The following is a 25,318-nucleotide window of genomic DNA, read 5'->3' on the forward strand; positions in this document are numbered from 1 at the left end:
CGACGGGGTTGAAGGGACTGACGGAACGGGCCGAACGGCAGGAATGACGGGACTTCCGGCTTCCTATTCCTCGCTTGTTTACGAGCCTCCGGACGGCTCTGCATACGGTACGATGGGTGCGTACACCTGAACCGGTTTAACGTCACAGAAAAAGAGCGGCGCCTTCCGTCGGACAACGGGAGGGCCGCTCTTTTTCGTTCAATAGGGGCGGCGAGCAGGAGCGCTCGCGCCGGAGTTTATTTTTTCAGCCACAAGGTCGGGACGTTGGCAGGCTCCCAGCCGACCAGGGAAGTGTGCGACTGCCGGCATTCGTATGTGCTGCCGTTATACGTTACGAGCGTGCCCGCCGTATAAGCGGTGTTCGGAGCCCACGGAGCGGCTGCCGAAGGAGCGGAGGTCGTAGCGCTGACGGCATTGCTGTCAGCCGATTCGTTGCCGGCCGCATCGAAAGCGCGCACCGTGTACGTGTAGGCGGTACTGGCGCTCAATCCGCTCACCACGGTATCCAGCGCTGTGCCGGAGACGGATTTTACGAGCGCGGCGCCTTGATAGACACGGTAGCCGGTTACACCGACATTATCGGTGGAAGCGCCCCATTTGAGCGAAACGGACGAAGAAGTCGGCGAACCGACGACTTGCAGCCCGGAAGGAGCGGTAGGCGCTGTCGTATCGGCTGCGGCAGCCGTTGTTTTGAACGTCACGGCGTTGCTGGCAGCCGAGTCATTGCCGGCCGCGTCCGTGGCGCGGACCGTGAACGTATAGGACGTGTTCGCCGTCAATCCGGCCGCGTTGTAGCTCAGCGTCGTTCCGTTCGCAGTCGTGCCGACGAGCGTGGAGCCGTTATAAATCTTGTAGGCCGTCACACCGACGTTATCCGTTGCCGCGCTCCAACTGATCGTCGCGCCGGTCGCCGTAATGTTGGAAGCAGACGCGTTTGACGGTGCAGTCGGTGCCGTTGTATCGGCCGGTCCGCTGCCGCCGAAATTGGCGTCGATTACGTTGTAGAAGGCATTCTCCGTATCCGCGATTTCCCATACGGCCAGAATGACCTGGTAACCCGTTCTGCTTGGCACATTACAGGTGTCCGTATACGTGAATCCCGGTTGTTTTCCTTTAAAGTTGACGGAGCAGAAAGGCTGCAGATCGAAGGATGCGCGGCTCAAAGGCGCGTTTGGATCCCAGTTCTGCTTGGTGATATAGTACTTCCAGCTGGTAGTCGCATGATTGGCTTCAATGGTCCATTTGAACGTATTCGTTCCCGAAGACATGTTCACTTTGGTCCAGCGTGTGGCCGATTGCTGATCCAGTTCCGGAAACAGGCCGCTTGCGCTGGCAATTTTGCCGTCCGCCGGTCCGGCTGAGGGGAATCCCTTGTAGGCTTCGAGACTTTGCGGCTCGTAAATGATCGCACCGCAGTTTTTATTTTTGCCGGCAGCGCACAGGTAACCGCGGCTTCCCGGTGATTCGATGTATCCGTGTGCCGACGCTTTTTCGGTAAAAAGGAGCAGGCAGAACGCCAAAGCCAGTGCCAGTCCGCTTGCGATCAGACATTTGGCCAGTACAGGATTGCGGAGCGAGATTGGGGTCATAAAAGAGCCTCCTTGAATGGATTGGGGTTCGAACCGGAACGAAGGGGCGCTGCGCACGATCGCTTAGAGATTCGTCAATAACCTCCTTTCGGTAAAACGGGAGTTTGAGGACGATTGCGGTGCAAGGTTGCCGGTCAGCCTCCTTTCGGAAGTGGTGTTATATAAACTCTCGTGAGAGCTTATACCGGATTCGAATGCCGGGGTGGGTGATAAAACGCTTACATTAAACGGAGGAGGAGACTTACAAAGTAAGCTCCATGGAGGTGAAACAGCCTTTTATAACTAAAATATACATCATTTACCATGATGACTCAATCATTTATTTCTAAACTATCGAAGGAAAAAGCAAAGGGACGAACGAAGGCTTAAATCGGTTCAAGTCGCCCGGATGAACAGCAGCTCGTAAGTAACCGGGATACGTCCCTGTGTGCCGTAATCTTTTTCGTAATGTTCAAACATGCCGCTGAAAAGGCGTCTGGGGCTCAGGCCCGGCAGCTGTAAGGCGTTAGTCGTGCTTGCGCCGAGAGATTTCACGCTTTTTAAGAAGAGGGCGACGTCGGGAAAATACTCGGTCCGCACGAGGCGCGTCGTCCGAATCTCGCCGAAGCCTGCTTGACGCAGCATATCCGTCCACTCGTCCCCGCCGTGAAAAGACAAACCGTGCCGCTGCGTCGGGACTTCCATAGACCGGTAAGCTTTGTCGAAAGAACGGTGCAGCTCGGTAAACGTAGCCGGGCCGAAGGTGGCAAACATCAGCTTGCCGCCGGGCTTCAGGAGCCTGCGCAGGTGAAACAGCGTCTGCGCGGGGCGGGTGAACCACTGGAAGCAGGCGCTGGAAGCGATCAGCCCGTAAGAAGAAGAGAGGGCATCGGCGGCCCATTTTTCGATATCGGCCTGCAGGAACCGGACGGAGTCGGGCTGGTTGTCCGGGAAGCCGGACGAAGTAGGCGCCGGCGCCGAAGATTCCCGGGGAACGCCGGACCCGCGATCGTTTCGCCCGCTGCGATCACCCAGCCGGTTTCTCGCCGCTTCCAGCATGGCGGGCGAGAGATCGGCCGCGGTCATTTCGCCGCCGGGCGGCAGCAAGGCCGCCAGCCGCTCCGTGAGCAGGCCCGTGCCGCAGCCGATTTCCAGCACCGGCAGATGGCCTGCTGGAATACGGGCAAGCCGGCTATCCGGCGGCTGCTGTAGCTCGTCCCGGATCAGCCGGACAAGCTGCGCGGTCATAAATCGCTGAACCGCGGCATTTTGGTCGTAAAGCCCGGCTGCGCTCCGGTCAAACTGACGCCGGATTCTGCCGCTCAAATGAGTCATTCCACCAGCTCCTTATCGTTTCGGCGGTTTGCCGTTCTTTTTGCAGAAAGGGAACATGGCCGCATCCGGCGGCTTCCACGAGCACGGTCTGCGGAACGCCCGCTTGTATTTCCAGTGCCGCGCCGTAGGGGCATACCTTATCGTGCATACCGTGAATCAACAGGGCCGGGCAGTGAATGTCCGGCAGCACGTCCCGCACATCCTCGGCGACGAGAAGCTCTAGGCCGGCGATAAGCCCCGGCACGCTCCAACCGCTCGCTTCGGGAAGTCTGGCGTCAAGTCCGTCCCGACGTTCCTCTTTCGTGAACATCAGCCTGCGGAACTGCTGAAGCACCCGGTCCGCATCTTGGCGGAGCGCCGGAATCATGGCCTGCACGGAAGCGGGAGCCCAGCCTGAGTGTTGCTCGGCGGGCCGGCGCACAAAACAGGCGGTGGCTCCGATCAACACCAGCCCGTCCGCTAATCCTTCGGAAGCGAGCCGCAGGGCGAGCAGCCCGCCCAGTGACCAGCCCGCGATCAGCAGGGGAGCCGGAAACGCTCTCTCATGCGGTTCGCCATGCGGTTGGCGAGCCCGGAGAGACAGAGCGAGGCGACGGACCGAATCTGCGATAGCCCCGGGGGATTCCGCCGAGCCGTAATCCGCACAGAAATGCCGGAATTCCGGAAGCTCCCGCCGGACATCATCCAAGACGGCAGGCGGCATGCTCCAGCCGCTGAGCCATAGGATCGAACCGCTTTTTTTCGAGTAAGCACGGGGACGTTCATAATATGCACTTGGTTGGAGGGCAAACTCCGTCTTAATGGGTGTGGAGTGCTTCGCGCTCTGTTCTGCGCCGCCGTGTTCCTTCACCGGGTGAACGCCCCGGCCGGGCGTTTGAGAAGGGGCACGCTTCATACGAGAATCTCCGCTGCCGCTGCCGCGCTCACGATGCTTTCGGCAGCCTTGCTCAATACGGCATCGCTATGCGCCGCCGAAAGGGAGAAGCGGACCCGGGCGCTGCCGGCCGGAACAGTCGGAGGGCGTATGGCGGGGGCTGCGATACCGTGCCGTTCGAGCGCTTCGCACCAACGAAGCGAATCGCGACTGCTTCCGGCAATTACGGGAACGATGGGCGAGTCTCCCGGCATCACGTTCAGTCCGGCTTGCGCAAGCCTTTGGCGGAACCGGCCGGAAACTGCCCGGAGATGATTCCGCCGGTCATGCGCGGTCTGCACAATCCCCAGTGCCCTGTATATCCCGGCAGCAACGGACGGCGGCAGAGCGGTCGAATAAACGAGGGGGCGAGCTTTGTTGACCAGCCAGCGGATCAGAGTTCGGCTGCCGGTAATATGCGCTCCGTACACGCCGAAAGCTTTGCTGAACGTTCCCATGATGACGTCGGCTTCCCGGTGCACATCCATGGCGTGGCAAAGCCCTTCGCCGTTCGGTCCATACACCCCCTCCGCGTGAGCCTCGTCCACCATGAGCATCGCGTCGTAATTGTGTTTCAGCTCCACCAGCTTGTGCAGAGGGGTCGAATCTCCATCCATAGAGAAGATGGAATCCGTTACAATCAGCCTGCGCCTTGCTTTATCGGATTTTTTGAGCAGGTGTTCCAAATGCTCCATATCGTTGTGCCGATAGCGGACATGCCCGGCCCGGCTCAGGATGATGCCGTCCGTTATGCTGGCGTGATTGAGCCGGTCGGAAAAAACGACGTCTCCCCGGCCGACCAAGGCGCGTATCGTACCGAGGTTGGCCATATAGCCGTTAGCGAAGACGAGCGAGGCTTCCTTCTTCTGCCAGACGGCCAGCTCGGCTTCCAGTTCGCTGTAAGGCGGCCGGTTGCCTGTAAGAAGCCGGGAAGCCGCCGCTCCCGATCCGCATTCCTCGAGCAGCGCGCCGCGCATCGCTTCCGCGATGTCCGGATGACGGCTCAGGCCCAGATAATCATTGGAAGTCAGATCAAGAAGAATCTGCCCTCCGCGCATCAAATGGCCGGGAAACGAGCGGGATACTCCGGTATCCGTCAGCGTCCGCTCCAGAGATTCGTCCGCCAACATCTGCAGTTCATTATCGATCCAGTTCATTGTGTTCATATCCGCACCTCGGAACCTTCTCCGGAGAGTTCCGGTGACGGCTCCAGGCACTTCGACAAAAAGGAGCGGACTGGAGCCAGATCCAGTGTCGTATGTACGGTCTCCGCGAGCAGGTGCGGCCCCGGCCCGTTCCCTATAGGCGGAAAACGGCCCAAAACCTTGACGCCGCCGAATGTTTCGATTAAGGCGGCATTTCCGGCAACGCTCGGGTCCAGCCCGTCCGGCTCGTTTTGTACGTCCGCAGCCTCAAGAACCCCCGGAGCCCCAGGAGCGCAGGCGCCTTCATTGAGCACGACACCCAGAATGTCAACCCCGTACTGCCTCAGGAACGAGACCGTCAGGAGGGTGTGGTTGACCGTGCCGAGTCCCGCGCGGGCTACGATCAGCACCGGCATGCGGAGGAAGGCGATCCATTCCGCAAGCAGGGCGTCTTCCGTCAAAGGGACCGCCGCCCCGCCCGCTCCTTCGACAAGCATCGCATCGTAGCGTGAACACAAGGGCTGCCCGGCTTCATAAAGCATGTCCATCGTCAGACGAACGCCTTCTGCCTTTGCGGCGAGTAAAGGCGCAAGCGGAGCGCGGAACGTAAAGGACGCCACTTCTTCCGGCGGCTCGGAAATACCGCTTCCCGCCGCAAGTTTTTCGGCGTCGCTTAGGCCGCTGCCGATGGGTTCGCCGGACTGCACCGGCTTCCAGACGCCCACGTTCCAGCCTTCCGAGCGCAGCGCGGCGGCCAAGGCGGCCGTGACGACCGTCTTGCCGGCTCCGGTATCCGTCCCGGTTACGAAGATTCCCCGGATTCCGCTCACGGCCGCCACCCCTGTTCCGTAACGTCACGGATAGAAGCGGCGATGATGTCCGTCATGGCCCCCAGCTCTTCCCGTGTGCTTGCCAGTGGGGGGATGAAGACGATTACATTGCCGAGCGGCCGCGTCAGCAGCCCCAGTTCCCGGGCTCGCGCACATACATGAACGCCAATCCGTTCCTCCCAGGCGTAGGGCTCCTTGGTCTTTCTGTCGCGGACCAGCTCAATTCCGACGAGAAGACCTTGCTGCCGGATATCGCCCACGTGGGGGCTTGCTTTCAGGGAAGAGAGCTTGCCGGCTACAAATTCGGCTTTGGCGGCAACGCCTTCCACTACACGGCGTTCTTCCATCAACCGGAGATTCTCCAAGGCGACCGCGCAGCCCAGCGGATTTCCCGTATAGGAATGACCGTGGAAAAACGTTTTCTGCTCCTCGTAATCCGCATAGAAGGCGTCATACACGTCGTCGGTCGCAAGCGTAGCCGCTACCGGAAGATAGCCGCCCGTCAAGCCTTTGCCCACCACCATGAGATCCGGTGCCACGTCTTCGAGATCGCAGGCAAACATAGCGCCCGTGCGTCCGAATCCGGTCGCCACCTCGTCCGCGATCAGCAGCACGCCGTGCTTGCGGCACAGCCGGGCGATTTCGCGAAGGCAGCCCTCAGGCATGACGATGATGCCGCTGGCGCCCTGCACAACCGGCTCGACGATGAGACCGGCTATTTCATCGGCTCGTGCTTCGAGCAGCAGCCGCAGCGTTTCCAGCGTTTCGGTCATCGCGCCGGATGCGCCGCCCGGGTGCCGGAAAGAATCCGGGTAAGGGATCGTATGAGCGTCAAAAAGCAGCGGACGGAAAACTTCATGATACAGCGGAATCGCTCCTACGCTAACCGCGCCGATCGTATCTCCGTGATAAGCTTCTTTCATCGTGATAAACGTTCGTTTGCTTTCCATGCCTTTGTTGCGCGCGTATTGATAGGCCATTTTCAGGGCAATTTCCACGCCGGTTGCGCCAGAATCCGAGAAAAATACTTTCCGGAGCCCGTCAGGTGCGATTTCCGACAGTTTAGCGGCCAGTTTGATGGCGGGAATATTGCTTAGTCCGAGCAGGGTGGAGTGTGCAACGAGTTCAAGCTGCCGGATAATCGCCTGGTTCAGTTCCGGAACACTGTGGCCGTGCACGTTGAGCCAGACGGATGAAAAGCCGTCATAATAAGCTTTTCCCTCTGTGTCAAAAAGCCGGACGCCATCTCCGCGTTCGATAATGACGGGATCGGCAGCGTTGTAATCCTTCATCTGTGTAAAGGGGTGCCAGAGGTGGGCTTTGTTCAGTTCAGCCAATTGTTCGTAGTCTGTAAGCAAGCAAACCGCATCCTTCCGTTTTAATTGTCAACCTTATATGATAAATACAGGTTAACAATATAACGTTCATTCGAAAATATCAAGTTTGCAGATCGAATGATAGAGGAGAGGAACGCAAAAAGAGAGCCGCTCGTCCAGCGGCTCTCTTCATCCGGTTTTGAATTCAACTCACGTTTCGTCGTCGTTCATGAGGTCTTGGGTGCAATAGATATTTGCAACCATCTCAGCACCCCATGCCCCAACAAGCCCCCAAATGTGTTCAAAATCAGATCATCCACGTCGAACGTGCCGATGGTCAGGATTAACTGGGAAGTCTCCAGCCCCAGGCTGAAGGTGAAGGACAGCATGAATACCTTGGACCAAGGATTCGACATGCCTCTTAACAGAAGAGGCAGCAGCATGCCGAAGGGCATGAAGATCAGGATGTTCCCGGCGAAATTCACCCAGCTTTGCAGGGTGGCTTGCTCGAAATAAGATTGCAATTCCCCGTTTCATGCTGGTCTTTGTCCTGCCTCTCAAAGCTAAAGCACAACATTTAAGATGATGTGGGGAAAAGATAAAGATTTCCTTAAGCTTCCATAGAGGGGCCTCAAGACTCTCTCTCAACACAGCTTCTCGCCTAGCTTTCCGGCAGTAGAATGCCATTTCCTCACAATTAATTTCTCCGTGGTAAAAATCTTGCCTATTAGTCATATCTCCTTACACATCCAGCTAAAATCTATTAAATTCAAGGTTCAAGTGACCGTGTGTATTCTAGTCACTTGCGTTTGTGAAGCCTAAAAAAAGTTTCTCATGTTATATTCATGTTATGTATACACGGCTCAGTAATCATTTTGGTCACTAAAATAAAATTCCAATTAAATTTAATCGCTTACATTTTGCTTTAAAAATTTTATTTATAATACATGTTATTTATATTGACACCGTATAAGGCTATGACTATTATTATAAATATCACTGGAGAATATAAAGAAAAAAAGACAAAGTTTTCGTTAAATATCTGTTAAAAACATCAGTTTACAGTCAAAATCCTCATTAATTAATTCATTGATAAAAATAATGGAGAATGAATAGTGAAAAAACATGACCAGGATTTTATGAAACGCCAGAATCGGCTGACGGTGTTTGAGATCATCAAGCACCAGCAGCCCATCTCCCGGGCTTCCATTGCCAAGCAGACCGGGATGAGCCCAACTACGGTAAGCCGCATTGTGGCGGAGCTTGCAGAGGAAGGGTATCTGCTGGAGTCCGAACAGGTCTCTGCCGGGCTCGGCAGGAAGTCCACGCTGCTTGAAATGGTTGATGCCGCCGTGCTTTCGGTAGGCGTTGAGCTGGACCGCCATCAAGTAAATATTGGCATTGTGGATTTGCAGGGCAATGTTGTAGCCATGAGCCAATATCCGCGGTCAGTGGAAGAGAGTCCCGAAGTTACGCTGGAACGCGTTGGAACAGAGATTGACCAGCTTACGAAATCCAATGAGATCGACTGTGAGCGGATCATCGGAGTTGGTGTCGGCCTTCCCGGGATTATAGATAATGACACGGGAGAAGTTATGTTCTCCGTACAGCTCGGTTGGAGAAATGTCCGGCTTGCTGAACGGCTTAAAGAAATCACCGGTTATGATGTGGCGGTGGACAACGAGCTCAAGGCCAAGGCCCTGGCCGAGCATATGAAGGGCGCGGCGATTGGCTCACAGCGGACCGTCCTGCTTGGTTTCGGGAATGGAGTAGGTTCGGCGTTCATCATGGAAGGGGAGATCTACCGGGGCAGGACCAACAGCGCCGGTGAAATCGGCCATACGACGATTGATCCGAACGGCATGCTGTGCGACTGCGGGAAGGCGGGCTGCCTTCAGACTTACATCAATATCAAATCATTGCTGTCGGAAGCGAACAAGATCCGGCCGGTCCGCTCGATCGAGGACCTTTTTGAAGCCAAGAAGGCAGGGGAACGCTGGGCACTGCATCTGATCGAACGCGCGCTGATGTACATGGCGATCACCATTAACAATGTGGTCTGCATGTACAACCCGGACAGTGTCATCCTTAGCGGGGAACTGACCGACAAATTCCCGGAGATCCTCGATGAGGTGGTCGACCTGTGTTATTCGAAATATGTGTGGGAGCCCCTCAGGGGTGCCTTCCGGATTCTGAAGTCTGAACTGCATGAGCAGGGCGTAGTCATCGGCTCGGGATTGATTTCGCAAAACTGTTTTTTTGCATTGGAATAAGTCAGAGCAGTTAAGCAGGGGAGAGCAGGATTGGACATTAAGGAGGGGACAACGATGAGATTTACACCATTAGTTGAGGAGTACCGCGGCGGTGTGCTGGAGAACGTGCATTACGGAGCGGTCAGCATCGTGGATGAGAAGGGCCGAATCCTCTATTCGGCAGGTGACCCTGAACATCTCACGTTTCTAAGGTCGGCTGCCAAGCCGTTCCAGGCGCTTCCGGTTATGAAAAGAAAAGTTGACGAGGTGTGCGGACTCACCGGACAGGAGGCGGCCTTGTTTGCTGCATCCCACCGTGGAGAGCGCTTTCATATTGATGCGCTGGAATCCATGCTTCTGAAGACAGGCATCAAGGAGGAAGGGCTGCACTGCTGTGAGTCGTATCCGCTCAATGAAGATGCGAAGGCCGAGCGCCACCGGGACCGCGAACCTAAGCGGAGAATCTTCCATAACTGCTCGGGCAAGCATACCGGACTTATTGCGCTGAGCAAGCATATGGGCTGGGATGAGCGGACGTATTACGAACCTGAGCATCCTGTTCAGAAGGAGATTGTGGAGACCCTTGCTTATATTGCAGAGGTTCCCGAAGCTTCGATCCCGCAAGGGATTGACGGCTGCGGACTGCCGATCTTTGCACTACCGCTGCACAAGATCGCCTATTCCTTCCTGAAGCTGGCCTGTCCGGACCTCATTGAAGATAAGGAGACACGGGAGGCGGCGGCCCGGATCGCCCGGCTGATGAATGAGTACCCCGATATGATCGCGGATACCCGGTTCGTCTGCTCGGAGCTTCTCAAAGACCCGAACCTGTCGGCCAAAGGCGGCGCAAAGGGAGTGTACGGCATTGGGCTGAGAAACGAAAGAATCGGAATTTCCCTTAAGGTGTCCGACGGTTCCGAACAGGTGTGGCCGTGCATGATCGCTTCGATCCTCGAGCGCCTCGGCTACAGCAATCAAGAGACCATTATCCGCTTATACAAGCTTGTACCGAATTCCATCGTCAATGACGGGGGAACGGAAGTGGGAGAACGCCGGGCGGTGTTCGAACTGAATCCTTCATCCAGGGAATAACCTCCAATCCTGCAAGTAAGCATACCGGACATGGAGCGATTCTATATTAACTACTTTTGAGGAGTGAGACGAATGAAGGTTCAAGGGAAAATGTGGTCCACACTAATGCTGCTGCTGATCTTCGCTGTAGTTGCCGCAGGTTGCGGAGGTAATACGGAAACTGGCAAGGAAAGTGCGAATACGGGCAAGAGTGAAGGTACTCAGACCGTATCCAAAAACAAAAAAGATGTTGTTATTGCCATTAATGCTAACTTTATTACACTGGACCCTCACAACACGAGCGATACTCATTCGATTACCGGAGCAAGAACCATGGTTGAAGGCCTGATGGGCTTCGACGAGAACATGAAGGTCGTTCCGGTGCTGGCCGACTCCTACAAAATTAGTGATGACGGTCTGGTATACACGTTTACATTGAAGCAGAACATCAAATTCCACGACGGTACGGATTTCAATGCCGAAGCAGTTAAGGTGAATCTGGACCGAATCCGTGATGAGAAGAACAACCTGAAGATGCGCAAGAGCTTCGCCAAAGTCAGCAAAGTTGAGGCTCCGGATGCCAAAACCGTAGTCATCACCTTAAGCGAACCGTATAACGCCTTCCTGAACAAAATGGCGATGGCCCTGATCGTAAGCCCTAAAGCACTGAAGGAGCAGGGCGAGAATATCGGTAAAAATCCGGTAGGTACAGGTTCTTTCAAATTTAAGGAATGGGTGCAGGGCGACCGCCTTGTGGTGGTGAAGAACCCGGATTACTGGCAAAAGGATCTGCCGAAGGTGGAGAGCATCACCTTCAAGCCGGTACCGGAGAACGGTTCCCGGATTGCGATGCTGAAGACAGGGGAAGCGGATTTCATCTATCCGATGCCAACTGAACAAGTCTCCCAAGTAGAGGGGGACAGCAATATTGTGGTAGATAAAACGGATTCCACAATTGTCCGTTACGTCACACTCAACACGATGAAGAAGCCGTTCGATGATGTGAAGGTTCGTCAAGCGATTAACTATGCGATTAACAAAGAAGCTTACATCAAAGTCGTCAAATCCGGTCTGGGTGTGAAGCTGGATTCTACCATGTCTTCCAAGACGCAGTACTACTCCCAGCAGAGCGGTTACGACTACGATGTGAAGAAAGCAAAGAGCCTGCTTGCAGAAGCCGGTTATCCTGATGGCTTCACGGCCGAGATCTGGGGCGAGAATGATTCCGAGACAATGAAAGGCATGCAGTTCATTCAGCAGCAGCTGGCTCTTGTTGGCATCAAGCTGGATGTGAAGTCGATGGAAGGCGGTACCTTGTCTCAGCAGATTAACTCCGCTGCTACACCAGAGCAGGCCAAGATCCAAATGTGGTATGTAAGCTGGTCCCCGTCTTCCGGTGACGCAGACGGCGCTACAAGAGGTCTGTTCAGCAGCGAAATGTTCCCTCCGGCAGGAGCCAATACGGCGTACTATAAGAATCCGAACGTGGATCAATGGATTGCCGACGCCAACAAGGCGACTGATCCAGAAAAAGCGAAATCCATTTATGCGGATATTCAAAAAACAATCTGGGCTGATGCCCCATGGGCCTTCATGGGTGTGGATCAGGTGATTTCAGGCAAGAGAGCCAGCCTGAGCGGCGTAAAAGTATTGCCGGACGGCTCCATCACCGTTCGTGATGTGGAAGTGAAGTAATCGTTACTTATGGACGAACAAGTCCGGGGATACGAGCAGGGAGCAAGAAGCAGAAAGTAAGAAGCTAGAAGCACTAAGCAAGCAATAGCTTGGGGTTGTTGATGCAAAGCAAGGGGCCGTTTCTGTCTGTAGCTGAGGAGCGGCCCCTCTTATGTACTTGTTCAATGAAGGGGGCTCACATGATGGGAAGATACGCGCTACAAAGACTACTTGGAGTCATTCCGCTGCTGTTTGTCGTATCGGTGCTGGTCTTCATGTTCATACACTTAATCCCCGGCGATCCGGCCCGGCTTGTCGCGGGCAAGGAAGCCACGCTGGAGGAGATTAACGGCATACGGGCACAACTCGGGCTGGATCTGCCGCTATGGCAGCAATATTTCAATTATATGGGCAAGCTGCTGCATGGCGATCTGGGCAGTTCTCTGCGGTCCGGCCTGCCGGTATCCGACATGCTGATGAGCAGATTGACGCCAACCCTTATTTTAACGTTTTTGAGCTTGGGCTGGGCATTAATCATCGGTCTGCTGATCGGTACGATCTCTGCGGTTAACCGCAACAGGTGGCCGGATTACGTGGGCATGCTGACCGCAATTTCAGGCATCTCGATCCCAGGCTTTTGGCTGGGACTGGTGCTGATTCAGATCTTCTCGGTACAGCTCGGCTGGTTCCCTACCGGCGGAGTGGATTCCTGGAAGTCCTATATTTTGCCTTCCCTCACACTTGGAGCGGGAATTATGTCCATGCTTGCCCGGTTCTCCCGCTCATCCATGCTGGAGACGATGCGGGAAGATTATATCCGGACGGGACGTTCGAAAGGGCTTAGAGAGTTCGTCGTGGTTGGACGCCATGCGCTGCGCAACTCGCTGATTCAGGTTGTCACTGTGGCGGGTCTGCAATTCGGGTTCCTGCTGGGCGGCTCCGTGATGGTGGAGACGGTATTCAGTATTCCGGGTCTTGGAAGGCTGCTTGTGGATTCGATTTCTTTTCGGGATTATACCGTGATTCAAGCGCTGCTCCTGCTGTTTGCGACCCAATTCATCCTTATTAATCTGATCGTTGATATGCTGTACGGTGTGCTGAATCCGAAAATCAGGTATGCGTCTAGCTAGGAGGGGAACAGGATGGACAACAATACAACGGTGATGGGAGCCGACTCCTCAGGGGCTGGTGTGACCCTGGTGACGAAGCCGACCAAAGGCCGTGCAGCGGAGTTCTTCAGCAAGTTCTGCAAGCAGAGAGCGTCGCTTGCAGCAGGCATTTTTATTATTTTTCTGACGATTATAGCGATCTTCGGTCCGCATCTTACACCTTATGATCCGAATGTGCCGGATTATGATGCGCTCATGACTGGTCCATCGGCCGCGCATTGGGCCGGAACCGATGAATATGGCAGGGATATCCTGAGCCGTCTGCTTGACGGAACAAGGTTGACCTTGGCGGTCAGCTTGAGTTCCGTGCTGATTGCGGCTGTGCTGGGTACCGTGCTTGGATTGCTCAGCGGATATTACGGAGGCTGGCTCGACCGGCTCATCATGCGGGGCAGCGATGTGCTGTTCTCCTTCCCGGATCTGCTGCTGGCTATCGGGATTGTGGCGATTCTGGGCCCGGGACTGTCCAATGTGGTCATTGCCGTTGCCGTGTTTGGCACGCCGTCATTTGCGCGGATTATCCGCAGTGTCACCTTAAGCGCCAAAGAGACATTATTTGTGGAAGCAGCCCGCTCGATGGGCGCGAAGAACGTGCGCATTATATGGCAGCATATTTTTCCGCAGACCGTGCCGAGTGTGATCGTGAACGTAACGATGAAGATCGGCGGTGCGATTCTGGCGGCATCCTCCTTGAGCTTCCTGGGTATGGGGGCGAAGCCGACCGAACCGGACTGGGGCGCGATGCTGAGCATGGGGCGCGACTATTTGAGCATCGCTCCGCACATTGTGTATTTTCCCGGGATAGCGATTTTTCTGGCTGTACTTGCTTTTAACCTGGTTGGGGACGGACTGCGTGATGCGCTGGATCCCAAGACGAAAAATTAAAGGGGGACAGGGCCATGACACCCAGACTGCTTGAAGTGGAAGGGTTGAAGACAGAGTTCAGACGTGATGGCGGAAGCGTACTGGCAGTGTCCGGCATTGATTTTCACATCAATAGAGGTGAAGTGCTGGGGCTGGTCGGCGAGAGCGGCTGCGGCAAAAGTGTGACTTCCCTGTCGATTATGCGCCTGCTCAAAGACACACCGGGAAGGATTGCCGGCGGGGCAGTCCGGTTCGAAGGCACCGACCTGACTCAGATTCAGGAGAAGGAGATGCGGAAGTTCCGTGGCAATGAACTGGCGATGATCTTCCAGGAGCCGATGACCTCCCTGAACCCGGTGCTGCGAATCGGACGGCAATTGGAGGAGCCGATTATGCTGCATCTCGGATACAGCCGGAAGCGTGCACGGGAGCACGCCATTCATACACTGAAGCTGGTCGGGATTCCAAGGGCGGAGGACGTGGCCGATGAATATCCGCACCAGCTGTCCGGCGGAATGAGGCAGCGCGTGATGATTGCGATGGCCATGTCGTGCGGCCCGAAGCTGCTTATTGCCGATGAGCCGACAACGGCGCTTGATGTGACCATCCAGGCGCAGATTCTGGACCTGATGAAGCGATTGAAGGAAGAACAGGAGATGGGCATGCTGTTGATTACACACGATCTCGGTGTTGTGGCGGAAATGTGTGACCGGGTGGTTGTTATGTATGCGGGACGGGTTGTGGAAGAGGCACCGGTTCAGGAGCTATTCGCAAATCCCCAGCATCCGTACACCAAAGGCCTGATCCAATCCGTTCCCAAGCTGCGCCAGAAGGTTCGCCGTCTGGAATCCATTCAGGGCAATGTGCCTGACTTAAGTGCGATGCCTCCAGGCTGCAAATTCATGCCGCGATGTGCGTATGCGATGGAGCGGTGCCTTCAGGAACCGGAGCTTCTGCCTGTGGAAGGACAGGAGCAGCGCAAAAGCCGCTGCTGGTTGACGCAGATGGATACATCGGAAGGGGGAGACAACCAATGATACAGTCACACACAGAGACTCCGCTGGTTGAGGTAAAGGGGCTGCGCAAATCTTTTGCCGTGAAAAAGGGCTGGTTCGGCGCGGCCAAATACTTGCGCGCAGTGGATGGTCTGTCCTTCGCTATACGCAAAGGGGAGACGTTCAGTCTGGTCGGGGAGAGCGGCTGTGGGAAGTCTACGACCGGGCGGCTTGTGAATCGGCTGCTGAAGCCAACAAGCGGTGAAGTATGGTTCAACGGACAGAATATCAGCAACCTTTCCGACAACCAGATGCGTCCAATGCGCAAAGATATGCAGATGGTCTTTCAAGATCCATACGCATCGCTCAATCCGCGGATGAAAGTGAAGGAACTTGTGTCTGAACCGCTGCTGATCCATACGAAGCTCAGCGTGAAGGAGCGGGATAAGCTGGCCCGGGAACTGCTGGAGACAGTAGGCCTCAGCAGCATTCATGCCGAGCGCTATGCCCATGAGTTCAGCGGTGGCCAGCGGCAGCGGATCGGGATTGCCCGGGCGCTGTCCGTACGTCCGAGCCTGATCGTGGCGGATGAGCCGGTCTCGGCGCTGGATGTGTCCATCCAGTCCCAGGTGCTGAACCTGATGCAGGATCTGCAGGAGGATTATGGCCTGACGTATCTGTTCATTTCCCATGATCTTAGTGTGGTTGAGCATATTAGCGACCGTATCGGTGTGATGTATCTGGGTACGCTGGTGGAAACGGCGGACAAAGACACGCTCTATGACCGTCCGCTTCATCCGTACACCCAGGCGTTGTTGTCATCCGTGCCGGTTCCAGATCCGAATCAGAAGCGGGAGCGCATTATTCTGAAAGGGGACTTGCCGAGTCCGGTTGATCCGCCTTCCGGCTGCCGGTTCCATAACCGCTGCCCGGCCTGCATGGATATTTGCAGGCAGCAGGAGCCGGTGTTCCGGGAAGTGGAACCCGGACATCAGGTCGCCTGCCATCTCTATAATGAAGCCTGATTAGGCGGCTTATTACAATGCTTAAGGAAAGGATCGCCATGCACATTACACTAGATATGACTGAACGGGCGGATGTTCTCATTCATCCGGTATATGCGGGGGAATCCCTTCCCTATGCGCTGAATGAAGCGCGCAAGCGGCAGGGCACCATGACCTGGCTGTACGCCCGTTCTGCAGATGAAGCGGATGTGCTCGCCGCCGGAATGGGGGAGCGTTGTGCCGTGACGCTGGAACGGGTTCGCCGCGCCGGGGGCGCCGCGGCACGGACTCTGCTGCAGGAAGGGCGGGGCAGCGCAACGCTGCTCATACATCCGGGCACAGTAATTGGAGTTGGAGGCAGTGAGAGCATAGAGTCAACGGCCGCGTGGCTGCAGGCCTGGATTGAGGGCTGGCTGCTTGGATTATACCGGTTCGATAAATATAGAAATGTCACGAAAATAAGCGGCAGTGTGAAGTTGAATCTGCGGTCTGCAGATTGGCCTGAACTGTCCGCGGCCGGGCTGAATTCGGTCATTCAGACGGCCATCCACCGGGCGGAGGCGACAAATTTGACCCGGGACTGGGTGAATGAGACGCCGGGTACGTTGAACCCGGATGCTTTTGTGGAATGGACGCGGGATCTCTTCAAAGACAGGCCGGTAAATATTTATGTCTACCGGGGACAGGAGCTAACTGAGCGCGGCATGAACGGCCTGCTGGCAGTGGGTGCCGGGAGCCAGCACGCTCCGGCGCTAATCGAGCTGAGGTACGAAGCCTGCCCGGATGCCCCGATGCTGGCCTTGGTCGGCAAAGCCATCACCTTCGATATGGGCGGCATGAACGCGAAGACGGGCCGGGACATCAGCGATGCCCGGATGGATATGGGCGGAGCGGCCGCCGTCATCGGCGCGATGGACATTCTGGTCCGGCAGCAGGCCAAGGTCCGGGTCACGGCCCTGATCGCCGTGGCCGATAACCTGCCGGATGCCCGCGCCACGCTACCTTCATCCGTGATTGCTTATCCGAACGGCTTGACCGTTCAAATTGTAAATACGGATGGAGAAGGACGGCTCGTGCTGGCAGACGCGCTGATCCATGCGGCCGGGCTTGGCGCAGCGCAGGCGATCGACATTGCCACGCTAACGGGCAATGTCGGGGATGCGCTGGGACTCGGGATCGCCGGCATATGGGGCGATGCCGATATGACGCGCGAGCTGGCCCGGATTGGCGAGCATAATGGCGAGCGGCTGTGGCCGATGCCGCTTATGGATGATTATGAATCCGAGCTGAGAAGCAATTATGCCGACCTGCGTAACGTGGGCACCTCTACGCTGGCCGGCGCCATCACAGCAGCGTTATTTATTCGGCGGTTCGTCGACAAATCCATGAACTGGGTCCATATTGATATGGCCGGCACGGTACAGTACAAGCAGGATGTCGGTTATGCAGAGGCGGGAGCGACAGGGTATGGCGCAAGACTGCTGGCTGATTATGCGGTGAATTATGTTCGGAAGTGTGATGCGGGAAAGGCACCAGGGAATGGAGCAACGGATGCAACAGAGGACGTATCAGAGGATGTGTCAGAGAATACATCAAAGAATGACGCAAGGGATGCAGCAGGCTTTGTATCAGGGGACGTACCCGTAAATGAATCCCGGAAACAGGTGGGTTCGATATGATCCTGGAAGTCATCGCTACCTGTATTGACGATGCGTTAAGGGCTGAAGAAAATGGGGCAAATCGGCTGGAGCTGATCACGGCCGTTGCCGAAGGCGGGTTGACGCCGGGCATCGGATTGATCCGCCAGGTTGTAGGGGCTGTGCAGATTCCGGTCCATGTGATGGTCCGGCCGCACAGCCGCAGCTTTGTGTACAGCAAGCTTGATCTGGAGACGATGATAGCCGAGATCCAGGCCATTAACGCGGCTGGTGCCGCAGGCATTGTAGTCGGTGCACTCACGGCGGAAGGGCTGATTGATGAAAACGCGCTGGGAGTGCTGCTTCCCTGGGCGGACGGGATGCAGATCACCTTCCACCGGGCTTTTGATGAACTGGAGGATCAGCTTGCAGGCCTGCAAACGCTAATGCGTTACCCGCAAATTACCCGGGTGCTGACCTCGGGCGGACTGAAGCCCGCAACCGAGGCGATGCCTGCTATTCGCAGACTTGTTGAGGCCACCGAAGGCCGCTCGCTTCGAATTCTTGCCGGGAACGGCCTGACTCCGGAAGCGGCCGGGTCTTTCATCGAACAGACCGGAGTTCCAGAAGTTCATTTCGGCTCCGCGGTCCGTTACGGACGTTCCGGTCTTGCACCGATTGATCCGGTGCAGCTGCGGGCATTGGCTGACAGCCTTGCTCCGTATTCCTGATCTTGATCTGGAACTGCTTAGGTATTGCATGCAAGAACAGGGAAGGCAACTGAGAATGGGACGAACCGGCTGATTGCGCTGGTAATTACGTTGATGATTGTAAGTGCTGATGAAGCAGATCGTAATTTCCAGGAGGCAGACAGCAAGCTTTGGTATTGCAAACTGTAAGCGTTATCCGTGCGAAATTCCTAAATCTGCATGAAGCAACGGCAAGCAGATGAAGCAAGCTGAAAGCTTCAACAGTACTGAGTCAACCAGGGCAGCGGGTAAAGCGGGGAAGAAATGCATGAAATATAGAGCGAACGTTGTCTTAAGTCCCATCCATACAGATCTGAAAATAGGTGATTGATTTGCAGAAAACAGACAAATATGTTGTGGGAATTGACCTTGGTGGAACAAAGATCGCCGCAGCCCTCTTTAATGCTGACGGTGAGATATTGAACCGTGAACGCATGGAGACGGCGAACGCCCGCACAGCGGAAGAAGTCGTGCAGCGCATGGTGGAGATGATTCATTCCGTGTCCATGGAACACCCGGTATGCGGCGTAGGTCTAGCCTCGCCTGGGACCGTGAACAGTAAGGACGGTATCGTGCTTCAGGGCACGAACCTGCCGGAATGGAACAACGTCCCTCTGAAAAAGTGGATGGGAGACGCACTTGGCGTCGTGGTGGAGGTCGTTAATGACGCGAACGCAGCGGCATGGGGCGAGTATGTCCGGGGTGCGGGAAAAGGCTCCGGGAACATGGTATACATCACGTTCAGTACAGGGATCGGTGCGGGCATTGTCCTCGACGGGAAGCTGCTCCTGGGCGCGACTTCCTTTGCCGGGGAGCTGGGCCATAACATTGTTGTGCCGGGTGGGCCGGCATGCATCTGCGGGAACAATGGCTGCTGGGAAATGTACGCTTCAGGAACCGCCATCCGCAACTCGGCGCTGGAACTTATGCTGAGCAACCCGTCCGTGATTGGAGAACTGGCGGCTGCAAGCGGTGAAGAGATCTCGGCCAAGCATGTGTTCGAAGCTCACCGTCAGGGTGACCCCATCGCCGCCCAAGTGGTGAACCGGGCGGTTCATTACATGGCGCTGGGCTTGGCCAACGCGATTCATACATTCAATCCCGACCGGATTGTAATCGGCGGCGGCGTAAGCAAGGCAGGCGACCTGCTGTTCCCGGCGCTTAAGGCGGAGACCGGGAAGCTGGTCATGAAGCCATACCGCGGCACGTATGAGATCGTGCCTGCGGGATTGCGGGACGACGTCGGCCTGATCGGAGCCGCGGCTTTGTTTCATACTTGATTTAAGCGGGAACTAATGAACTTTATGCTAAGCAACGGAGGGGGCGGAACGATTCTGAAGAAGCGAAGCGTTCGCCTTTGTCCCGGATTTCACCCGCTAAGCGGTATAATCCAGAAATCTGGGGACAACAGCGATCGCAAGAACGTTCCGTATCCGGAGTAGTCTTTTCAGCCGTTGGGTGTATTTAGAATCACTTCAAAGGAGACGGGGGATTGTCGCATGAGCACAAGAGAGCAAAGGACCCGGTGGTTTTTGCAGGACCGGTTCGGCATGTTCATTCACTGGGGATTATATTCCATCCCCGCCAGGGGAGAATGGATTCGAGGCAACGAGCGGATGAGTTATGAGCAGTATCAAGTGTATTTTGACGAGTTCGACGCATCCCGGTATGAACCGAAGAAATGGGCGAAGGCCGCCAAGGCTGCAGGACAAAAGTATGCGGTGCTGACGACCAAGCACCACGACGGCTTCTGTCTGTTCGACAGCAAGCTCACGGATTTCAAGGCGACGAACACCCCGGCTGGACGAGACCTGGTTCGTGAATATGTGGACGCTTTTCGCGAGGAGGGCATTGTGGTCGGACTGTATTATTCGATCATCGACTGGCATCATGACGATTACCCGGGATATGGGGACAAAGCGCACCCGGATCGGGACAATGAAGCGGCCAAGAACAAGCCAATCGACTTCGACCGATATCTGGACTACATGCATGGTCAGGTGAAGGAGTTGCTCACGAACTACGGCAAGATTGACATCATGTGGTTCGATTTCTCCTATGATGATATGACCGGCGAGAAATGGAGAGCGACCGAGCTGATTCGGATGATTCGTTCCATCCAGCCGGATATCATCATCGATAACCGCTTGGGCGGTAATATCCGGGCGGCAGAACCCGAGGAATATGCCGGGGATTTCTTCTCCCCGGAGCAGATCATTCCACCTGGTGGCATCGTGGATGAGAAGGGGGAAGTTGTCCCTTGGGAAGCGTGTATCACCCTTAACGATAACTGGGGTTATCATGCTGCGGACAAGAACTACAAGTCAGCCAAGCAGGTGATCCGTACCCTGGTCGAATGCGTCAGCAAGAACGGGAACTTGCTGCTTAACGTGGCCCCGGATGCGAAGGGCGAGATCAACCGGGAGACACTGGAGGTGCTGGACGAAGTAGGGGAATGGCTGAGACTGAACGGTGTCAGCATTTATGGCTGTAAGGCGGCCGATTTGCCGAAGCCCGAGTGGGGCCGCTACACCCAGAACGGGAACAGGCTGTATGCCCATGTATATGACCGGGGGATAGGCCCAATTTACTTCGAAGGGTTGAAGGGCAAGATTGAGAAAGCCAGACTGCTGCGGGATGGGACCGAACTTAAGGTAGAAGTTCCATGGATGGCGCTGGAATACTCCGACATTGAGAACGGCGCCTTCATTAATCTTGCCGGATCCAGGCTTCCGGATGAGAGCGATACGGTGATTGAGCTTCATCTGAGATAGGGCTGCGGCTTTAACTTTTAACAGAGTACAATCTATAGGGCCAAACAGAATTGCAGGACACGGAAGGTCATTCCGTGTCCTTTTTTTCATCCTCTTTGATTGAGCTATAATTATATGGATTCACAAATTATGGATACATATAATTGTATTAGAGGTGATGCATGCGAGAAGCAAGGAAGAAATGATGGGTCTGGGTGTGAAATTTACGGTTCCCTATATTCTTTTCATATTAATTTCAAGTGGTTCCATACATTCTTTTTTTCGTGCTTATCACGTGACGAGGCAAATTCAGCAAAATCAACTAAATTAGTTCCAGACTTTTTTATCACCTGACATCAGGGTCAGATTGCCGAACTGTTTGCCCTCCTTCATGTAGGCGAAAGCCTGTACCGCGTCGCGCATCGGAAACACTTTATGTACGACAGGTTTGAGGTTGTGTTTCGCCACAAATTCGAGCATCGCATGGAATTCTTCCGAGCTGCCCATGGACGTTCCGATCACACTCAGTTGGGGAAAAAAGAGGGCGCGCAGCGGAAGTTCGACGGTATCTCCCGAGCTGGCTCCGAAACTGACGATACGCCCGTCCGGTTTAAGGATGTCGAAATAGTTGGGGTAGGTGGCGGGACCTATGCTGTCCAGCACCAAATCCGCCTTCGTTTCCTCGAAGCGGGCTTTCCAGCTTCCGCCGCTTTCAAAGCAGAAATCGGCACCGAGCTGCCGGGCCAGTTCCAGCTTGTGTTCGCTTCGGGACGAGACACTGACCCGGGCCCCGGCAGCCTTGGCCATCTGGAGCGCGATCGTGGCGACACCTCCTCCGATACCGGGGATGACGACGTGCTGCCCCGCCTTAAGACCGCCCCGGGTAAATAACGCGCGGTAAGCGGTCAACGCGGACAAACCGAGAACGGCGGCTTCCTCCCAGGTGAGGTGAGAAGGTTTAGCGACGGCATTCTCTGCGGGCACGATGATAAAATCGGCAAAGGTCCCGTCGGAGGGACTTCCGATGATTTGAAGATCTTCCGGCAGGGAATCCGCTTTTTTCCAGTTTAAAGTCGGATTCAGCGCAACTTCCAGGTTCAGAAGGTCGGGGGAAACGCCTTCTCCGATTTCCGTTACGATTCCCGCTCCGTCCGAGCCGGGTATTAACGGTCTGTCTCCGGCATTCCGGTCATTTATAACGAACAAATCGCGGTGATTGAGACCCGCTGCGATCAGCTTGACTTTAACTTCCCCGTATCCGGGATGCCTGTCTTCCGCTGTGGAATAGACAAGTCCGTCTACTCCGCTTTTTTCTCTATGCAGAACAGCTTTCATAACAAATCCCTCCGGTACAAAATCTTGTTGAATCAATAAGTTCTGACACGTTGAATTTTACACAGGGCCGGTCATCAAGTAAAATCATTAGAAATGAACAAAGGTATCGATTTCACTAATGGAATGTCAGGGAGGTCCAGATGGAGAGCGGTGATTTGAAAATATTCCGTACGGTGGCCCGGGAGGGGAGTATCACCAAGGCGGCGCATATTCTGAACTATGTCCAGTCCAATGTGACCAACCGGATTCAGCTCCTCGAAACGGAACTGGGCACGCAGTTGTTCTACCGGTCCAGCAAAGGGATGAAGCTGACGGCGGCCGGTCAAAATTTGCTTGGGTACGCCGATAAAATTGTGGTTCTGCTGGAAGAAGCCGTGAAATCGGCCCAAGCGACGGATATTCCGAAAGGCCCGCTCCGGCTGGGCTCTCTCGAAACGACGGCCGCCATCCACCTGCCGCAGCTGCTGACCCGGTATCACGGTCTGTATCCGGAGGTCGAGCTTTCGCTGATCACCTCCGATTCGCACCAGCTTATCCGCAAAATCAAAGATTACGAGCTGGACGGAGCCTTCGTATACGGACCGGTCTCACAGGAAGAGCTCAAATGCCAACCCGCGTTCGAGGAAGAACTGGTGTTGATTTCAGAGCCGAAACAAACGGATCTTGCCGAGCTGCTGAAGAAACCTCTGCTGTTTTTCGGTTCGGGCTGCTCCCACCGCGACAGAGTCGAGCGGCTGCTGGTTAAGGAAGGCGTCGAGGCCCGCCACATGATCGAGTTCGGTACCCTGGAGGCCATCATCGGAGGTGTCTCGGCGGGGCTTGGCGTCTCCCTGCTTCCCCGTTCGTCGATCAGCAGAATCGTTCAGGCCAGGGAGGTTTACCTGCATCCCATTCCGGAGGAGTTCCGGGAAATCAACGTCGTGTTTATTTACCGGAAGGATTTGTTTAAAACGGAAGCCTTCAAGCGGTTTCTGGATTTTTTGCGGAGTGAGGGGACAGGCGTCGTGGAAAATCCTGCAGCGGCAGCGCGGGGAGCGAGTTCAGCCCCGGGCCCGGGTCCAGCGGACAACCACCCCGCGGATTCGTAAATTCGACCGTACGGTCCGGTCAGGGCCGACATGCCGGGGCCGTTCCGGCAGGATGCGTCCGCTGCGGCAGTTCCGACAGGGTACCATCGCTTGCCAGGCAGCGACGGATCGCGCGCATCGACAAGTAAAAAAAACCGATTTCCGGCAAAGATCCGGAAATCGGTTTTTGGGGTCGAGCCGCTTACTTCAGCTGCCACAGCGCCGGAACGTTGGAAGGCTCCCAGCCTGCGATCGAGGTGTGCGGCTGACGGCACTCGTAAGTCGAGCCGTTGTACGTCACGAGATTGCCTGTTGTGTAAGCCGTGTTGACCGCCCAAGCGGCAACCGCCGGGCCGGAAGCTGTCGTTACCGAAACCGCGTTGCTGTTAGCGGATTCGTTGCCGGCGGCGTCAATCGCCCGCACTGTGAACGTATAAGCGGTGCTTGGCGTCAAGCCGGACACGGTATACGTAAGCGTCGAGCCCGAAACCGTGCCTGCAAGCGTTGTGCCCTTGTAAATCCGGTAACCCGTAACGCCTACATTATCGGTGGCGGCATTCCAGCTCAGGGCAACCGACGAGGAAGAAGCCGTTCCGGCTGTCAGACCGGCAGGTGCCGTTGGCGCCTGGTTATCGACAGGAGCAGATCCCGTCGTGAACGTAACCGAATTGCTGGCCGGAGAAGTGTTGCCGGCCGCATCGACGGCTTTCACCGTGAAAGTGTAAGCCGTATTCGGAGTGAGGCCGGTTACATTGTAAGAGGTAGCGGATCCGCTTGTTGTCGTAACGAGCGTGGAACCGTTATAAATCTGATACCCGGTTACACCGACGTTATCCGTCGAAGCGCCCCAAGTCAGAGTAGCGCCCGTTGTCGTCACGTTGGACGCGGCTGCGCCGGACGGTGCTGTCGGAGCGACTGTGTCGGAAGGATTGCTGCCGCCGAAATTAACGTCGATCACGTTGTAGAAAGCATTCGCTGTATCGGCGATTTCCCAGACGGCCAGGATGACCTGATAACCTGTTCTGGCCGGAACGTTACAAGTATCGGAGTAAGAGAACGGCGGCTGTTTACCGCCATAGTTCACGGAGCAGAACGGCGTCAGATCGAAAGAGTTTCTGGTCAGTGCGGAATTCGGATCCCAGTTGGCTTTGGTGATGTAATATTTCCAGCTTGTCGTCGCATGGGCGGCCGTCAGCTTCCAAGTGAACGTGTTCGTGCCGGAGGAGATGTTCACTTTGCTCCAGCGGGTTGCGGACTGCTCGTCCAATTTCGGGAAAGTTCCGCCTCCGCTCCCGATTTTACCGTCGGCAGGGCCCGCAGCCGGGAAGCCTTTCGCATATTCGAGGCTCTGAGGCTCATAAACGACAGCTCCGCAGTCTTTGTTGGTTCCCTGCTTACAGAGGTAAGCCCGGCTGCCGGGCGATTCGACATAGCCGTGGGCGGACGCTTTTTGAGCGAGTAAAAGCATGCAGAAGGCAAGGATCAGAGACAATCCGGCGGCAAACAGAATCCGGGTCGTGACAGAGCGGGAGATACGAACAGTTGACATATAATTGGCCTCCTTTTAATGGGGAATGCTAAGAGAACGGCTTGAAAAGTCATTATCCTGGCAGCGGTAGTCCTGGATCATCTCCTTTCTGT

21 protein-coding genes are annotated in these 25,318 nt (G+C 55.6%); 12 read left to right on the forward strand and 9 right to left on the reverse strand.

All coding sequences use genetic code 11. The annotated features are described in order from the left end of the window. Positions 1 to 236: 236 nt before the first annotated feature. From ABH899_RS11205 to ABH899_RS11235, 7 genes are all read right to left on the reverse strand, one after another. The gene (locus ABH899_RS11205; RefSeq protein WP_369996165.1) at positions 237 to 1,589 is read right to left on the reverse strand and encodes a lytic polysaccharide monooxygenase; all 1,353 of its coding nucleotides are present in this window, start codon (positions 1,587 to 1,589) and stop codon (positions 237 to 239) included. A 375-nt stretch (positions 1,590 to 1,964) separates the two neighbouring features. After that, positions 1,965 to 2,903 carry a methyltransferase gene (locus ABH899_RS11210; RefSeq protein WP_369996166.1) on the reverse strand — a complete coding sequence of 313 codons (939 nt, stop codon included), beginning with the start codon at positions 2,901 to 2,903 and terminating at the stop codon, positions 1,965 to 1,967. Then, positions 2,866 to 3,798 (reverse strand): alpha/beta hydrolase, encoded by a 933-nt coding sequence (locus ABH899_RS11215; protein ID WP_369996167.1) that lies wholly within the window; start codon positions 3,796 to 3,798, stop codon positions 2,866 to 2,868. The genes ABH899_RS11210 and ABH899_RS11215 overlap by 38 nt, the downstream gene beginning before the upstream one ends. After that, complete coding sequence (gene bioF, locus ABH899_RS11220) at positions 3,795 to 4,982, reverse strand: 8-amino-7-oxononanoate synthase (RefSeq protein ID WP_369996169.1); 1,188 nt, start codon at positions 4,980 to 4,982, stop codon at positions 3,795 to 3,797. The genes ABH899_RS11215 and bioF overlap by 4 nt, the downstream gene beginning before the upstream one ends. Continuing rightward, positions 4,979 to 5,791 (reverse strand): dethiobiotin synthase, encoded by an 813-nt coding sequence (gene bioD / locus ABH899_RS11225; RefSeq protein ID WP_369996170.1) that lies wholly within the window; start codon positions 5,789 to 5,791, stop codon positions 4,979 to 4,981. The genes bioF and bioD overlap by 4 nt, the downstream gene beginning before the upstream one ends. Next, a complete protein-coding gene (gene bioA / locus ABH899_RS11230) occupies positions 5,788 to 7,149 on the reverse strand; it encodes an adenosylmethionine--8-amino-7-oxononanoate transaminase (protein WP_369996171.1) in 1,362 nt (453 codons plus the stop codon). Before bioA ends, bioD begins: the two co-directional genes overlap by 4 nt. A gap of 185 nt (positions 7,150 to 7,334) precedes the next feature. After that, complete coding sequence (locus ABH899_RS11235; RefSeq protein ID WP_369996173.1) at positions 7,335 to 7,631, reverse strand: VanZ family protein; 297 nt, start codon at positions 7,629 to 7,631, stop codon at positions 7,335 to 7,337. Between the two features lie 591 nt (positions 7,632 to 8,222). Here ABH899_RS11235 and ABH899_RS11240 point away from each other — a divergent pair. The 11 genes from ABH899_RS11240 (at position 8,223) to ABH899_RS11290 (ending at position 21,296) form a co-directional block, all read left to right on the forward strand. Further along, positions 8,223 to 9,380 (forward strand): ROK family transcriptional regulator, encoded by a 1,158-nt coding sequence (locus tag ABH899_RS11240; RefSeq protein ID WP_369996174.1) that lies wholly within the window; start codon positions 8,223 to 8,225, stop codon positions 9,378 to 9,380. Positions 9,381 to 9,434: 54 nt separating this feature from the next. Next, positions 9,435 to 10,451 carry an asparaginase gene (locus tag ABH899_RS11245; protein ID WP_369996175.1) on the forward strand — a complete coding sequence of 339 codons (1,017 nt, stop codon included), beginning with the start codon at positions 9,435 to 9,437 and terminating at the stop codon, positions 10,449 to 10,451. A gap of 72 nt (positions 10,452 to 10,523) precedes the next feature. Next, the gene (locus ABH899_RS11250) at positions 10,524 to 12,125 is read left to right on the forward strand and encodes a glutathione ABC transporter substrate-binding protein (RefSeq protein WP_009673789.1); all 1,602 of its coding nucleotides are present in this window, start codon (positions 10,524 to 10,526) and stop codon (positions 12,123 to 12,125) included. Between the two features lie 182 nt (positions 12,126 to 12,307). Then, a complete protein-coding gene (locus tag ABH899_RS11255; RefSeq protein ID WP_036740357.1) occupies positions 12,308 to 13,234 on the forward strand; it encodes an ABC transporter permease subunit in 927 nt (308 codons plus the stop codon). Positions 13,235 to 13,246: 12 nt separating this feature from the next. Beyond that, positions 13,247 to 14,158: an ABC transporter permease subunit gene (locus tag ABH899_RS11260; protein WP_218230179.1), complete on the forward strand. Its 912-nt coding sequence runs from the start codon at positions 13,247 to 13,249 to the stop codon at positions 14,156 to 14,158. 14 nt (positions 14,159 to 14,172) lie between these two features. Then, positions 14,173 to 15,174: an ABC transporter ATP-binding protein gene (locus ABH899_RS11265; RefSeq protein WP_369996176.1), complete on the forward strand. Its 1,002-nt coding sequence runs from the start codon at positions 14,173 to 14,175 to the stop codon at positions 15,172 to 15,174. Continuing rightward, entirely contained in the window at positions 15,171 to 16,157 is a 987-nt protein-coding gene (locus ABH899_RS11270; protein ID WP_369996178.1) for an ABC transporter ATP-binding protein, read from the forward strand. The genes ABH899_RS11265 and ABH899_RS11270 overlap by 4 nt, the downstream gene beginning before the upstream one ends. A 17-nt stretch (positions 16,158 to 16,174) precedes the next feature. Further along, positions 16,175 to 17,815 (forward strand): leucyl aminopeptidase family protein, encoded by a 1,641-nt coding sequence (locus ABH899_RS11275; RefSeq protein WP_369996179.1) that lies wholly within the window; start codon positions 16,175 to 16,177, stop codon positions 17,813 to 17,815. Further along, complete coding sequence (locus ABH899_RS11280) at positions 17,812 to 18,504, forward strand: copper homeostasis protein CutC (protein WP_369996180.1); 693 nt, start codon at positions 17,812 to 17,814, stop codon at positions 18,502 to 18,504. Before ABH899_RS11275 ends, ABH899_RS11280 begins: the two co-directional genes overlap by 4 nt. A gap of 374 nt (positions 18,505 to 18,878) precedes the next feature. After that, on the forward strand, positions 18,879 to 19,802 hold the full coding sequence (locus tag ABH899_RS11285; protein ID WP_369996493.1) for an ROK family protein: 924 nt from the start codon (positions 18,879 to 18,881) through the stop codon (positions 19,800 to 19,802). 219 nt (positions 19,803 to 20,021) lie between these two features. After that, positions 20,022 to 21,296: an alpha-L-fucosidase gene (locus tag ABH899_RS11290; RefSeq protein ID WP_369996182.1), complete on the forward strand. Its 1,275-nt coding sequence runs from the start codon at positions 20,022 to 20,024 to the stop codon at positions 21,294 to 21,296. Positions 21,297 to 21,602: 306 nt separating this feature from the next. Here ABH899_RS11290 and ABH899_RS11295 read toward each other — a convergent pair whose 3' ends face one another. Next, positions 21,603 to 22,610 carry a quinone oxidoreductase family protein gene (locus tag ABH899_RS11295; RefSeq protein WP_369996184.1) on the reverse strand — a complete coding sequence of 336 codons (1,008 nt, stop codon included), beginning with the start codon at positions 22,608 to 22,610 and terminating at the stop codon, positions 21,603 to 21,605. A gap of 140 nt (positions 22,611 to 22,750) precedes the next feature. On the opposite strand from ABH899_RS11295, the gene ABH899_RS11300 reads away from it, so the two are divergent. After that, on the forward strand, positions 22,751 to 23,698 hold the full coding sequence (locus ABH899_RS11300; protein ID WP_369996185.1) for a LysR family transcriptional regulator: 948 nt from the start codon (positions 22,751 to 22,753) through the stop codon (positions 23,696 to 23,698). A 181-nt stretch (positions 23,699 to 23,879) separates the two neighbouring features. Here the strand turns inward: ABH899_RS11300 and ABH899_RS11305 are convergent, their stop codons facing one another. Then, positions 23,880 to 25,226 (reverse strand): lytic polysaccharide monooxygenase, encoded by a 1,347-nt coding sequence (locus ABH899_RS11305; protein ID WP_218230185.1) that lies wholly within the window; start codon positions 25,224 to 25,226, stop codon positions 23,880 to 23,882. Positions 25,227 to 25,318: the final 92 nt, after the last annotated feature.

This window comes from Paenibacillus sp. RC84 (assembly GCF_041260495.1).
Lineage (GTDB): Bacteria > Bacillota > Bacilli > Paenibacillales > NBRC-103111 > Paenibacillus_F.

Excerpts from the sequence above, each read along its gene's own strand:
- ABH899_RS11270 (WP_369996178.1), top strand. The coding sequence starts at position 15,171 with ATGATACAGTCACACACAGAGACTCCGCTGGTTGAGGTAAAGGGGCTG.
- ABH899_RS11250 (WP_009673789.1), top strand. The coding sequence starts at position 10,524 with ATGAAGGTTCAAGGGAAAATGTGGTCCACACTAATGCTGCTGCTGATC.
- ABH899_RS11265 (WP_369996176.1), top strand. The coding sequence starts at position 14,173 with ATGACACCCAGACTGCTTGAAGTGGAAGGGTTGAAGACAGAGTTCAGA.
- bioF (WP_369996169.1), bottom strand. The coding sequence starts at position 4,982 with ATGAACACAATGAACTGGATCGATAATGAACTGCAGATGTTGGCGGAC.
- ABH899_RS11305 (WP_218230185.1), bottom strand. The coding sequence starts at position 25,226 with ATGTCAACTGTTCGTATCTCCCGCTCTGTCACGACCCGGATTCTGTTT.
- ABH899_RS11245 (WP_369996175.1), top strand. The coding sequence starts at position 9,435 with ATGAGATTTACACCATTAGTTGAGGAGTACCGCGGCGGTGTGCTGGAG.
- ABH899_RS11290 (WP_369996182.1), top strand. The coding sequence starts at position 20,022 with ATGAGCACAAGAGAGCAAAGGACCCGGTGGTTTTTGCAGGACCGGTTC.
- ABH899_RS11215 (WP_369996167.1), bottom strand. The coding sequence starts at position 3,798 with ATGAAGCGTGCCCCTTCTCAAACGCCCGGCCGGGGCGTTCACCCGGTG.
- ABH899_RS11260 (WP_218230179.1), top strand. The coding sequence starts at position 13,247 with ATGGACAACAATACAACGGTGATGGGAGCCGACTCCTCAGGGGCTGGT.
- ABH899_RS11255 (WP_036740357.1), top strand. The coding sequence starts at position 12,308 with ATGGGAAGATACGCGCTACAAAGACTACTTGGAGTCATTCCGCTGCTG.
- ABH899_RS11300 (WP_369996185.1), top strand. The coding sequence starts at position 22,751 with ATGGAGAGCGGTGATTTGAAAATATTCCGTACGGTGGCCCGGGAGGGG.
- ABH899_RS11280 (WP_369996180.1), top strand. The coding sequence starts at position 17,812 with ATGATCCTGGAAGTCATCGCTACCTGTATTGACGATGCGTTAAGGGCT.
- ABH899_RS11210 (WP_369996166.1), bottom strand. The coding sequence starts at position 2,903 with ATGACTCATTTGAGCGGCAGAATCCGGCGTCAGTTTGACCGGAGCGCA.
- ABH899_RS11295 (WP_369996184.1), bottom strand. The coding sequence starts at position 22,610 with ATGAAAGCTGTTCTGCATAGAGAAAAAAGCGGAGTAGACGGACTTGTC.
- ABH899_RS11275 (WP_369996179.1), top strand. The coding sequence starts at position 16,175 with ATGCTTAAGGAAAGGATCGCCATGCACATTACACTAGATATGACTGAA.
- ABH899_RS11205 (WP_369996165.1), bottom strand. The coding sequence starts at position 1,589 with ATGACCCCAATCTCGCTCCGCAATCCTGTACTGGCCAAATGTCTGATC.